Origin of the sequence: Bradyrhizobium sp. RDI18, from assembly GCF_043203335.1 — a bacterium.
Taxonomy (GTDB): Bacteria; Pseudomonadota; Alphaproteobacteria; order Rhizobiales; family Xanthobacteraceae; genus Bradyrhizobium; species Bradyrhizobium retamae.
Map to the genome: position 1 here is coordinate 2,256,727 of NZ_JBICRN010000008.1, position 12,226 is coordinate 2,268,952.

A 12,226-nucleotide genomic window follows, 5' to 3' on the forward strand; every position below is an offset into this window, starting at 1 on the left:
ATTGTCAAAGTGCTCTATACGCCGGATGGGGTGCCGCCGCCGCCATACTTGCAGCTAAAACAGGACGACCAACTAGAGATCAGGGCGGGATGTATTCACGTCGCCGTTGCCGGACAGGAACGGGAGCTCGGTCCGAGTTCGGTATGTGACGTCTCAGGCGCCGGTCCTCACAAAGTATGGAATACGGGCGACGAACCCGCAGACTCCATATACGTAACGCCGCCGCGGGGATGGACATGCGAACCGTTTGCTGTGTTCGATCGACTGCAGCGTCAGGAGCGCGTCGGACGTGATGAAATGCCGAGATTGCCAGCGTTCGGCGTGTATCTCACTGCTTATCGCCACATCTTTCCTATAGCGGGACCGCAACGGTTGTTTCGCTCTGCCACGGCAGGTCCGGAGGCATCGGCCAGCCGCGGCTTACGCGCTGCCTTGAGGCATCCAAAGCTGGCGTTATCTCGTAACCAAGCGATGCCCTCGCATGGGCAGGAACGGCAAGCTGTTAGCAAACTCAAGCGAACATCCGGAGCTCTAAGTGCCAATTTTTCAGATCACTGCAGCTGCAAGTGCAGCATTCCTCTCTTTTGCTTTGGCTTCGACCGCGCCAGCTGCCGACGTTAATATCGCCGTGGTCGGCCCGATGACCGGAAGCACTGCTGCGCTTGGCGTACAGATGCGCGACGGTGCTACTGCGGCTGTCGATGCGTTAAATGCCTCGGGCCTACTTCCCGGTATCAAGGTCATATTGAGCGTCGCCGATGACGCGTGCGATCCCAAGCAGGCCGTCGCAGTTGCCAATCGGCTGACGATGGATCAAGTCAAGTTGGTCGTTGGCCACTTTTGTTCGTCTTCCTCTATCCCCGCTTCCGACGTTTACGCCGAAGCGGCACTTATTCAGATTTCACCTGGCTCAACGAATCCTCAGCTAACAGAGCGCGGTCTCAAGACGGTGTTTCGGATCTGCGGCCGCGACGACCAACAAGGACTCGTGGCGGCCGAATACATCTTGCGACATTATCCGAACAAGAAGATTGCCGTCCTTGACGACAAGAGTACCGCCGGCAAGGGCATTGCCGACGTCGTTGAGTCACGCCTTCAGGAAGCGGGCGAAAAGGTCATTCGGCAAAGCTATGTGGCCGGCGAAAAGGACTACACGGCCCTGGTCTCAAGAATGAAAAGAGACGGAATCCAGATCGCCTATATCGGCGGCTATTACAACGAGATCGGCTTGATTGTGCGTCAAGCCGCAGAAGCAGGCGCAGGTCTCACCGTCATGGCGAACGATCCGTTGATGACCAGCGACTTTTCGGCGATCGCGGGCGAAGCAGCAAACGGCACACTGTTCACCTTCATGCCCGACTCCACCAAGAATGCTCAAGCCGCGGACGCCGTAGCTAGGCTCAAGTCTTCCAACCTATCAGCGGGAGGCTACACGCTCTACGCCTATGCCGCCGTCCAGGCATGGGCGGACGCGGTAAAGCGGGCCGGTACCTTCGACGGTCCGCGAGTAGCAGCTGCGCTTCGTTCGCAGCCAACCCAAACAGTAATCGGGCCGGTCCGGTTCGATACCAAAGGAGACAATGCAGCTCCCGGCTTCGTCGTATACCGGTGGCATAACAACATTGTCGAGACCGTCGAGTAGAACTCATCGTTGTGACCGCACACGATCCTAGATATTCAGCGAAGTAATGGAAATGATGAAACGCAATTTCGGATATGACGTGCTACTCGGGTCGGTTCTCGCGCTCGCAGTACTGCTCGTGGAGCTATCCTATGACGCCGATGCGCCAACGGAAGAGTTTATGCCCAACGGCACAGCTCGGCCGATGTCGCTGCGTTACCTTTGCTTAGCTCTTTGCCGAACTTCCACTGTGCGATCTGAGAACGACTCGTTCCGGGACCAATATTTGGTACCTGGACCAACGCAGAGTGATATTGCCGCCAACTTAGAAATGACGGCAATGCCAATCCGTGACCGAGGCGGCTGATTGCTGCACTTTGGATGCCGGCCGTCCTCGCTGTCGCAACAAACACTCAAACTCTGTCCTCAGGCCGTCTACCGGACTGACTGACCGGCATGCTGACAACTGCAAGCGCCCTCGGTGGTTCAACGGGAGAAACCTATGTCCGATGCCAAATTGCAAAATGTGTCTCTTCTCTTTCGCAGGCAGCGAAACAGTTAGATGCTCTGCCGTCCGGCCGGCCTGCGCCGGCCGCTAATTACGTCAAACTAAACAGGAATGAGAACCCATTTCCGTTGCCAACAATCGTATGGCAAAGTGCAATTGCGGCGCTTGAGCGGCAGTATCTGTATCCAGAAGATGACAACATTAGCCTGAGGGAAGCAGCCGCTAATATCTACGGCGTCGCGATCGATCATGTGATTGCCGGCAATGGATCATCTGAGCTTCTCGGGCTCATCTACAGAGCATTTCTCGCCCCGGGCGACAGCGGCGCAATGCTGTCGCCAGGTTTTTCATTCAATCGCAAACTTGCTATGTTACAGGGTGCTCAACTGCTTGAAATCAGATGTAACGAACCTCAGTCGTTGCCGATAGAGCAATTGCTCTTTGGGCCAGCAAAAGATGCCAAGTTCATTCTGTTGGCGAATCCGAACAATCCGACCGGAACGTTCATCCCTATAGCCGATATCGAACGCCTCCTGGCACAATCGGACCGCCTCGTCGTGTTGGACGAAGCGCATGTCGATTTTGCGCCTGATAATGGCCTGCGGCTCCTCAGCCGTTATCCGAATCTTCTGCTCTTAAGAACACTTTCGAAAAGCTATGCCGCCGCTGGCATTCGCGTCGGCTTCGGGTTCGGCCACCCGCAGCTTATTGGAAGGCTTCGTAACATCCAGAACGTCTTCAACATGAATGTAATCGGGCACGCGGTCGGCATCAGCATTCTTGCGCATCGCGCCGTCTATGAAGAGAACCATAGGCACATCAGGCATGAAACACAGCGGGTTGCGACCGCACTGTCGCAACTTGGATTTTCTCTAACGCCCTCCCACGCAAACTTCTTGCTAGCGCGTGTGCCTGCGGGACACGACGGTGAATGGTGGCAGGCCGACTCGGCTTCTTTGCATATCACGTGGCAGAACACCACTGTACGCCGCATGGGAGAGTCCATCGCCAAATTTGTTCTTGTCGAGCGTCGCACAGCGCACACGGCAACTTCGTATCGGGCCATTGGTGATGCTGCTTAACCTCTATCATCCCCTGCGTGCATTTGAAGAGATCTGTACGCTCGATCACTTGAGCGGTGGCCGGCTTGAGGTGGGTATCGGACGCGGCTCTCTTCCGCTTGAATTGGGCTACTACGGCATCAGCGCTGACGCGGCGCCAAGCCGTTATGAAGAAGCAAGCGAAATCCTTATCAGCGCTATGAAAGGCGGCATGCTATCCTATCAAGGCCAACATTTTGAGCTAAACAGCGTTCCGTTGACGGTAAAAACTTATCAGCGTCCAAGGCCCCCGACATGGATTGCGACAAATCGACCCGAGTCCGCAGCTTGGGCAGCTGCCAATGGCGCAAATCTCGCGTGCGTAGGCCCCTCCTCTGCTGTACGCAAAGTTACTGATGCCTTCCGCGCTCATCGAGAGCCCAACGGCGAGGCTCACGATCAAATGCCATTTCTTGGATTGCTTCGCATGGTCGTGATTGCGCGTTCGGAGATAGATGCCTATTCGCTCGCGGCATCTGCTTACGCACAATGGCTCGAGCGCTTTAAGTTCCTTTACGAGCTCAATGCCATCCCTACACCACCTCACCTTCCGCTGACCTTCGATGCGGCAATCGAGAGCGAATTGTGCGTCGTCGGAACGCCAGCTTCTGTGCGACAAGTTCTCCTAAATCAGCTGGAAGAGGCAGGTGCGAATTACCTTCTTTGTCAACTCGCATTTGGCAATCTGCCATTAGATGCTTCCCTGTGCACCGCAACCGCAATCCAATCCGAAATCATGGCTGGACTTGGCCGACAATGATTTGCCCGTCCGGCTTTAGACATCAAACGTTTGGCAGCGCTCCTAGACCCTTCCCGTATAGTCGGCGGGCAGCATGCGCTCACGATCAGCAGCTCCTGTTTGCTCACCATGACATCCATGGGTCGACGAGGTGCGCTGTTGCCGCAGCTCACGCTTTTCTAATCACACCTACGGAGGACTGACTAATGACGAAAGGCCGATTCGCCATGGGCTTTGCCCTTGCATTGATTCTGATGGCGAGCTTTCCTGGAGCCGCCGGCGCGGAGGAGCCTGCGTACGCGGGGCTGAACGGGGGCGCGCCGATCAACACCGGCGACGTGTTGTCAGGCGAGCTCTACGCGTTTCGCATACGCGATGCCAAGCACGGCAAAAAGGTCGCCTACCATATCATCTCCGCGCCGCGCCGGCTGCCCGAGCCGCACGCGCTGTGCAAGCTAGAGACCGGACCGGTAATGTTTGAGCTGCTCACAACTGGCGAAGCGCACGCCCGTCAGCTGAAGCCACTAGTCGGCAAGAGGATCTCGGTGAAGGTCGATGAAATCGCCTGTGCCGACGCTGAGCAGATGAGCGAGGCGGTGATCAAGAAGTGGAGTCTGGTGAAACAGCGTTGACTTGTTAGAGCCTGCGCTGACAATGTTCCAGCATATCGCGCAACAAGTTGCGGAATTCGCCCCACTGCCGTGGAAGGCAACTAGCTGCAGGGCAAGGATTTGGATCTATAGAACGAAGCTTAGGTAGGCCATGATGAAGCATTTTTCGTTGAATACCCATATAGGCAATCACAAGCTGCGTCCGATACGCAGATGCTGAACTACGGCTACGATCCACAATTATCGCAAGGAGCGGCTAAACCGCCGGTCTTTCTGACCTCGACCTTCGTTTTCCGGACTGCCGAGAAGACGGGATGGACTTTCGATTTCGTCTCAGATCGGCGCGAGCCTCCCGAGGGAATGGGACGCAGGCCTGGTTTATTCGCGGTTCAATCACCCCAACAGCGAAATTGTCGAGGACGGGATTTCCGTCTACGAGCGCATAGAGAATTGCGCACCATCCGGCATGGCGGTGATTGCGACGACGATCCTCGCGTTCGGCAAGCCCTGGCGACGTGATTCTGCACTCTCAACCCACTCTACGGTGCACCGGAAGCGTTGCTTGTGAAGACGCTTGCGGGCCTTTCGATTCGGTGCCGTCGGCTTTGCCGACGGCCTCGACGAGACCGGAGTCATGCTGGCGACAGGGGACGCGATACACAAAGGCAGGGTTCCAATGATATTCATCGAAACTCTGGCAAACCCAACCGATGGGCTGGTCGATATTGCGATGGTCCGCCGCGTCGCAGAGATGCCCGGCCGCGCCCAGGGGCACACGCCAATCGTCGCGTGCGATAACACATTGCTAGGGCCAGTGTTCCTGCGACCGATCGAACATGGTGCGGATTTCACTTTGTATTCACTGACCATTATGTCGCGGTCATTCAGACCTGATCGCTGGCGCTGCGCTCGGGTCAAGAGCCCTCATGAAGGACGTCAAAGCGCCGCGAGGCGCCACCCGCACCCAACTGGACCCGCATTCCTGCTGGATGATCAGCCGCTCGCTCGAAACACTGAGCCTTCGCATGGAAAAGCCGATAGAAATGCGCATCTCGTAGCGCAATACCTGCGCGACTACGAAAAAGTGGCCTCGCTCACCACGAGGCAGACGGGCCGCGGGCCGGCTATTCGCGAAGCAATGCACTGGCACAGGTTCCACATTTTCGTTCGATACTGTCGACGGAGAAGCCGCCGCATACAAATTTCGGAACGCGCTGAAACTCTTCAAGCTGGCAGTGAGCCTGGGCGGTACCGAGTCGCTTGCCAGCCTACCCGCAAGCATGACGCACTCAGGTGTTACGACTCACATTCGGGAAAAATCGGCGTCCTCGACTCCACCATCCGGCTATCGATCGGCATCGAACATGCGTCGGACCTAATTGCATATATCGCGCACGCGTTGACCGAGGCATAGCTGCAGGCGTGCGGCTGCTGGGACCGGCCCGCCAGGCGCCCATAAATGCTGTCCCGCGGGGCTTGTTGCCAACTCGACACCTCGGTCCCGTAATCACTTTGACGACGTGCTTGTGACCTCCGAGCAACCCTGAGCTGCGCTGCGCAGAATGCGTGATGGGCAAGCTGCCAGCGCGACTGCTCTTTTCATCCACAGAGGTCTGATTGCCATATCGATGCCATTAACCGGGCTATCAGGAGCATAGATGCAGCAGCATCATCGCTAAAGGAGAACCGTAAGTGCGCGTTAGTCCGTATTTTGAGGAGATCAAGGCTCGCGCGCTGCAACTGCTAACTAGCTTTCGGCCCACCGCAACCACATTCCCTCGAATCAAAGGGGAACTCCGACATGCCGTGCGCGGCGCACTCGGCCAAGCACGCGACGAGATGTACAAGCGCGAGAGACCCCGCATCATGGGGTCGCGAGCGGAACGCGCTGCTGCGTATCGGCGCACTCACTTCAACATCGGCAACTTCGCGCGAGCAGAGCGGGAAATTCGCAAGCTCATGTGGACGCGGCTGCACCACTGACAGTGGCGCCTTTATTTTACCCAGCGCTCGGTATCGGCAACTCTTACATACATTGCAGCGTTTTGGCATAAGATCAAATCGCGCGCGAGCCTCGCGCCACCGCATCGTCTGAATGTTTTAGACGCGACACTCTTCGGCTGCATTTGCATCTCAACCAGGGACTCGAAACCTAAATGGACGTTACAAATAGCTCGTTTCGTCGGGAGACTCTGCGGGCATCGCAAGAGACAGCAAATCCGGGCTTAATAAAGCTCGTCACCGACCGCTACTTCAAACGCGAGCGGAATGGACGCTACCTGCTCGGCGAATCTGTTTCCGACCTGTTAAAGCGCGTCAAGGCGCAGAAGCGCGAAGAAGAGACGAGCCCCGCCTCACAGGATCTGCTCATCGCCCGATCCGAAGAGCGCTTAATGTCGGCGCCGACAAGCCACTAGATTAAGCAACACTGCGCAATCCTCAAGGAGATCTGCGGCGTGCTCAAGTAGACATCTTGCGATCCCATCGATAATTGCAACGGGATCCGGCGTTACGTCGAAGCGCGCCGCGATGATGTTCGAGCGCTGAACAAACGTTCACACGATCCCGTTCGGCTCGCCGAAGAACTCAGGAATGCCAATCCAACCACTACTGACGACGAGAAGGAGGATCAACGTGTCTGAGCAGCGAATGATCACGGCAGGCGATTCGATCGCGAGGATCGATCGTGTATTTCAGAACTTTCGGAAATGATCGATACTGACAATTCGATTTCCCCTTGCGTTCGAGGCGCGATGCACGCATTGCTCGATGAGGATCTTCTTTTGGCGAGAGCGAGAATTCTCGACTATATCGCGAAGCATGAGGCGCACTGGCGATGAGTATCCCTGCGGCCGTTTCAGGTGCTGAGGCCCTTGCCCTCGCCGAGGAGCGCTTCGCGTACGCTTGCGCGGTAATTGACGCTAATCCCGACGTGCTGCTCGAGATTCGCGACCTGACGCTGGAGTTCAGGATGCGGATCATCCCGCAAGCGGGGACGTCATGACGCGGTCCCCGCAGCACCAGCACTCGCCCAAGATCGAGGGCATCGCGCGAAAGCTCGAGATCGTGGTGGCGGAGCTAGCTTCGCTTTCGAATGCTGCTCGCAGCGAGCGGCATTAAGGCGCCGCCACCTCTCGATGAGGATTATAGCAGTATTCAGCGGGTCGCGGAGATCCGTCACGTTAGCCCCGAGGGGGTGCTCTCTCGCATTTCGCCGGGGCAAGCTACGTGCCGAGAAGCGCGGTGGCCGCTGACACGGTTGCGCGGTATAGCCGTACATCAACCTAAAAGACGACAATAGGCAAATCATGGACAAGGTTTCATAAATCGAGGCGGAGCTTCGACAGATGGCAGCAGTGTATGCCCGCAAATGCATTGCGCTTGCCAAGCTGCAGGAGGCGTACTGTAGTAAACTCAACGAGTTGCTCGAGGCCGAGCTGGCGCGCGACCGACACAGCACCGCTGGGACCCGCGAACGAGATGATCATCACCGACGCCTGTGCTGCGATCGACCAGGGTTTCCGAAACGATTGTAGAGACCCGATGAATGGGCACATTGACCATCCCGGCGTGTCTAGCGGGACCACGGCCGAGGTGAGAGAGTTGCGTCTCGGTCTGTTGTAGGTTGTTGCCATCGTTCAGGTCTTCACAACTTATCGAGTTGTCGTTGCCCTGCCAACATCAGCGACGGTCGCCAGCCACTCTGAATTCAAGCAAAGTGCGCTTGCGACTTCACGACAGTAAGGGCTCCTCGGTTAGCGGCCTCTTTCATTTACGTTACCGAGCCCGCTCATAAGCGAAAGCAGACGCCCAATTCGGAAACTTGCCCGCCCTTCGAGCGAGCGTCCCGGTAGGCATTTCGATGGTTGGGCCTTCGGCGGACCGCCTCCCAGGCGAAATCCGCCACCTCCCCTGACTTTATGGCGTGCTGATACGCGCCCGGCACGCCAGTCGAACTCCGACATTGCTCTGATCCCCTGCCGTAAGGCGATTGCGAAATGTCTATGAAGCCTTTGGTTGTTGGGGAAGCCACCAATTGTGCATTGCGTGATGCGTACAGGCGATCACGTTGTCAGTGGGAGAAATCCATTCTCAATTGCGAATTCTAATCGACAATTCTTGCTATTTGGTCGCGCCGCCGCGCGCAGCAAATCGCGGTAACCATGATCAGCCATCCATTTTGCTCGCGCCAAGTGACTATCAAACGCATTGCGAGCGCGCGCCGGCTCGCGATCTGGATCGATAGCAAGACCATCCGAGCCACCTCTTTCCAGTCGGCGCCATCGGTCTCGGCATCGAGAAGTCGCCAATACGTCACGAGATGCTGTTCATCGTAGCCCGTGAGCACCGGATCATCCGGAGCTGAATCGGCGACATCAGGATCGAGTGGCGGGGTCTTCATGGGTGTTACCAACAACTCCGTTGCTCGAATTTCGTCCCCTGTGTGTGGGCTTCTCTGCGTATTCCGACGATCGCGACCACCCGCTACGACGGATTGTGACCACCCATTCCGATCGATCGCGACCAGTGTGATGGTGCCGTCAGGTGCATTTTCTGATCTCAGTGTTTTGGCTCGACGTCAAGCGCGGTGGAGGCCGTCCCCGTAGTCGACAGGAGGGACCCGCGCGCGCTGCGGAGTGCTCCCACGGCTGACGCAGCAGCGCGCGCGGGAGATCCCTGTTGACCCACGGGGGCGGCCGGTGGGCTGGCGATGCGCTTCATATTTTTGCTCCCGTGGGCGGCTTGCCGTTGGCTGGCGGTGTGGCCGCGGCCGGCGCCAGCCGTTCCTCGTCGGCTTTGAGCTTGCGCATAGACGGGCCGTCGAGCTCGATCCGATAAGCGTTGTGGACAATACGATCCAGCACGGCGTCGCCGACGGTGGGCTCGCCGAACACGACAGAGTACCCCTATTTTGGAACGGGTCGTGTCTCACGTCACGATCACCGACCCGCATCATTTTCTGTTCGGGCACCGGCTTGAGGTGCTGAAGGAGCGGTCGGGACGCGGTCCCGCCTACGTTGTTGTCGCGCTGCCGGACGGACGGCGGCGGGGGGTTCGGATCGCGTCGACGGACCTTACCGAGACGTCGATCGCTTTCCGCCCGAACGCGGCCGACCTGCCGCGCATCAGTGTACGGACGCTGATCCCATTGATGCAACATTTGAGCGCGAGTCTGAGCCTTCTCGACGAGAAGGTGATTCGCGATGACCCACCGACCGCTCCCAGGTCGCGTTGCGTATCGACCCCTGCCAACGTTGGCAAAGCCATCCGGCCGTCCGACGGCCGACATTCCGCGCCTCTGGCCGAATCTGTCGACCGCGACGCAAACCCAGATTGCTCAAACGATCGCCGCGTTGATGCGGCGAATGCGAGCGATCCCCGGCACGCCCGGAAGGGGACTGGGTCGTGCTGATCAGCTCGACCGTCGCTGACGAGCGGCTCACGACCGCTCACCGAGCCAAGTTGGCCTATGTCTACGTGCGGCAGTCATCCGTGAACCAGGTGCGCCAGCATCAGGAGAGCACCGAGCTGCAGTACCGCCTTGTCGATCGCGCCATCGGTCTGGGCTGGCCGCCCGAGCGCGTCCAGGTGATTGACGAGGATCTGGGCAAATCCGGTGCTGGCGGCGTGGACCGTCATGGTTTCCAGAAGCTCATTGCCGAGATCGGCCTTGGCAACGCCGGTCTCGTGGTGAGTCTCGACGCTTCGCGCTTGGCCCGCAATAACCGGGACTGGCATCAGCTTCTCGAACTGTGCTCGGTATTTGGCGTGCTGATTGCGGATGGCGAGCGGCTTTACGATCCGCGCGCCTATCACGACCGCCTGCTGTTGGGCCTGTCCGGCATCATGAGCGAGGCGGAGCTGCATCAGCTTCGGATGCGCCTTCACCAAGGGGAACGCCAGAAGGCGGCGCGGGGCGAACTGCGGCTGCCGCTGCCGGCCGGGCTCGCCTACGATCGAGCGGGCACAATTGTTCTCAATCCGGATGAGGAGGTGCGGGCCCGTCTTCATCTCGTGTTTGCCAAATTCCGGGAACTGCAAAGCGCGCGTCGTGTGATGCGTTACTTGGACAGGAATGGATTGTCCTTGCCGGTTCGGCCGCTGCTTGGACCTTCTCCACACGAGATCGTCTGGCGTGCGCCAGATAGCACACGCGTCCTTAATATCCTTCAGAATCCGGCCTATGCTGGGGCGTATGTTTATGGCCGCCGGCAAAAGGATCCGAGCCGATGCCGGCCGGGATCGCTGACGGGAACGGTCAAGGTAGCGATCGCGGATTGGGCGGTTTGCCTCCACGCCGCTCACCCAGGCTATATCAGCTGGGAGGAGTTCATGGCCAACCAGGGGCGACTGGCAGATAACGTCTGCCGCTATGAGGCAGGACACTCTGGCGTACCGCGCAAGGGGGCAGCCCTGTTACAAGGAATTGCGGTCTGCGGTCGTTGTGGACGGCGCATGAGCATGCGCTACACGGGCCCGAATGCCGACTATCCGGTCTATTGCTGCCGCTCGGATCGGGACCAGCAAGGCAGTGCAATGTGCCAGGAAGTCCGGGCCTTGGCGGTTGACGCGCTGGTCGAGCGGATGGTCCTCGATGCCCTGGTGCCGGATCAGATTGAGATCGCACTCGCAGCCGCGGGCCAACTGGAGCAGGAGAGCCGTCAGCTCGAGCGCCAGTGGGCGCTTCGCGTGGAGCGCGCCCGCTACGAGGCCGAGCGCGCTCGGCGCCAGTATGACGCCGTAGAGCCCGAGAACCGTCTTGTGGCGCGCTCACTTGAGCGGGCTTGGGAAGAGAGGCTGCGTGTCGCAGAGGCGGTCGAGCAGGAGCATGCGCGTTGGCGCGGGCAAGAGCCGCTTCTGATTGGCCCGGCGGAATGCGCAGGGCTACAAGCGCTCGGCGAGAACCTACCGCGGATTTGGAACGCGGCCACCACGTCGGCAGCCGATCGCAAGCGCATTCTGCGATTTGTGATCCGCGAAGTCGTTCTTGATCAGAAGCGGACCCGAGGTCAGGTGTGGCTCAAGATCGTCTGGCAGACCGGTGCAACCAGCGAGCATCACGTGCAACGGCGCGTTCAGACCTACCGCGATTACATCGACATTGATCGGTTGCGGCAACGGATCGTCGAGTTGAATGCTGAACACAAAATGGATGCCGAGATCGCGGCAATACTCAATCAGGAAGGCTTCGTCGCGGCCCGAGGCTGCGCCTTCAAAGGCGAGAATGTCTGGCTGTTGCGTACCCGCTGGGGCATTCCCACCGTCAAAATCAACGGCGTGGACAAGAATCCGATGCGCTGGCCCGATGGAAGCTTCTCAATTCAGGGCGCTGCAGCCGAGCTCGGCGTCACCCCGCAAACGGTGTTCGATTATCTCGCGCGGGGATTGCTGGCAGGTCGTCAGTTAGCCAAAGGCCAGCCATGGCAGATCGAGCTCTCAGACGACCAAATCCGTCAGCTTCGCAATCGGGTACGACGCACCAAGCGTTCGAAGAAGGAGGCATCATGAAGTCATCGGCTCGCCAATAACCTCGTGCCAAGTTGCCACAGGGAGTTGGCTGGTGATGAGGATGGAGCCGCGGCCATGACGGTCCTCGACGATCTCCATGAGATCGCGCCGCTGACTGGCTGAGAGGCGGTCGGGTCG

The 12,226-nt window shown here is 58.5% G+C and carries 8 protein-coding genes and 6 pseudogenes; 10 read left to right on the forward strand and 4 right to left on the reverse strand.

From position 1 onward, the window contains the following. Positions 1–535: 535 nt before the first annotated feature. The 8 genes and pseudogenes from ACFXS9_RS19965 (at position 536) to ACFXS9_RS20000 (ending at position 7,583) form a co-directional block, all read left to right on the forward strand. A complete protein-coding gene (locus tag ACFXS9_RS19965) occupies positions 536–1,642 on the forward strand; it encodes a branched-chain amino acid ABC transporter substrate-binding protein (protein ID WP_392691394.1) in 1,107 nt (368 codons plus the stop codon). Between the two features lie 481 nt (positions 1,643–2,123). Beyond that, positions 2,124–3,073, forward strand: a pseudogene (locus ACFXS9_RS19970) (pyridoxal phosphate-dependent aminotransferase); the annotation flags it as partial. Further along, a pseudogene (locus ACFXS9_RS19975) lies at positions 3,061–3,989 on the forward strand (LLM class flavin-dependent oxidoreductase). The pseudogenes ACFXS9_RS19970 and ACFXS9_RS19975, both read left to right, overlap by 13 nt. Before the next feature lie 185 nt (positions 3,990–4,174). Further along, positions 4,175–4,600, forward strand: coding sequence for a hypothetical protein (locus ACFXS9_RS19980; RefSeq protein WP_392691396.1), 426 nt, complete (start codon positions 4,175–4,177; stop codon positions 4,598–4,600). Between the two features lie 655 nt (positions 4,601–5,255). After that, a pseudogene (locus ACFXS9_RS19985) lies at positions 5,256–5,387 on the forward strand (methionine gamma-lyase); the annotation flags it as partial. Positions 5,388–5,505: 118 nt separating this feature from the next. After that, positions 5,506–5,958, forward strand: a pseudogene (locus tag ACFXS9_RS19990) (PLP-dependent transferase). A gap of 777 nt (positions 5,959–6,735) precedes the next feature. Next, positions 6,736–6,996 carry a hypothetical protein gene (locus ACFXS9_RS19995; RefSeq protein WP_392691399.1) on the forward strand — a complete coding sequence of 87 codons (261 nt, stop codon included), beginning with the start codon at positions 6,736–6,738 and terminating at the stop codon, positions 6,994–6,996. Between the two features lie 419 nt (positions 6,997–7,415). Further along, positions 7,416–7,583 (forward strand): hypothetical protein, encoded by a 168-nt coding sequence (locus tag ACFXS9_RS20000; protein WP_156438685.1) that lies wholly within the window; start codon positions 7,416–7,418, stop codon positions 7,581–7,583. Positions 7,584–7,899: 316 nt separating this feature from the next. On the opposite strand, the gene ACFXS9_RS20005 is transcribed toward ACFXS9_RS20000, so the two are convergent. The 3 genes and pseudogenes from ACFXS9_RS20005 to ACFXS9_RS20015 all read right to left on the reverse strand — a co-directional run. Further along, positions 7,900–8,067 (reverse strand): hypothetical protein, encoded by a 168-nt coding sequence (locus tag ACFXS9_RS20005; protein ID WP_156434167.1) that lies wholly within the window; start codon positions 8,065–8,067, stop codon positions 7,900–7,902. Between the two features lie 576 nt (positions 8,068–8,643). Beyond that, positions 8,644–8,981, reverse strand: a pseudogene (locus tag ACFXS9_RS20010) (DNA -binding domain-containing protein). Between the two features lie 316 nt (positions 8,982–9,297). Further along, positions 9,298–9,474, reverse strand: a pseudogene (locus ACFXS9_RS20015) (hypothetical protein); the annotation flags it as partial. A 29-nt stretch (positions 9,475–9,503) separates the two neighbouring features. Here ACFXS9_RS20015 and ACFXS9_RS20020 point away from each other — a divergent pair. Together ACFXS9_RS20020 and ACFXS9_RS20025 are read left to right on the forward strand one after the other, a co-directional pair. Then, complete coding sequence (locus ACFXS9_RS20020; protein ID WP_392691402.1) at positions 9,504–9,992, forward strand: hypothetical protein; 489 nt, start codon at positions 9,504–9,506, stop codon at positions 9,990–9,992. Then, positions 9,986–12,088: a recombinase family protein gene (locus tag ACFXS9_RS20025; RefSeq protein WP_392691404.1), complete on the forward strand. Its 2,103-nt coding sequence runs from the start codon at positions 9,986–9,988 to the stop codon at positions 12,086–12,088. The genes ACFXS9_RS20020 and ACFXS9_RS20025 overlap by 7 nt, the downstream gene beginning before the upstream one ends. Here ACFXS9_RS20025 and ACFXS9_RS20030 read toward each other — a convergent pair. Further along, complete coding sequence (locus ACFXS9_RS20030) at positions 12,083–12,187, reverse strand: hypothetical protein (RefSeq protein ID WP_392691407.1); 105 nt, start codon at positions 12,185–12,187, stop codon at positions 12,083–12,085. The genes ACFXS9_RS20025 and ACFXS9_RS20030 overlap by 6 nt on opposite strands. Between the last annotated feature and the right edge of the window lie 39 nt (positions 12,188–12,226).

Coding starts and splice junctions, on each gene's coding strand:
- ACFXS9_RS19980 (WP_392691396.1), top strand. CDS start 4,175: ATGACGAAAGGCCGATTCGCCATGGGCTTTGCCCTTGCATTGATTCTG.
- ACFXS9_RS19995 (WP_392691399.1), top strand. CDS start 6,736: ATGGACGTTACAAATAGCTCGTTTCGTCGGGAGACTCTGCGGGCATCG.
- ACFXS9_RS20000 (WP_156438685.1), top strand. CDS start 7,416: ATGAGTATCCCTGCGGCCGTTTCAGGTGCTGAGGCCCTTGCCCTCGCC.
- ACFXS9_RS20005 (WP_156434167.1), bottom strand. CDS start 8,067: ATGATCATCTCGTTCGCGGGTCCCAGCGGTGCTGTGTCGGTCGCGCGC.
- ACFXS9_RS20030 (WP_392691407.1), bottom strand. CDS start 12,187: ATGGAGATCGTCGAGGACCGTCATGGCCGCGGCTCCATCCTCATCACC.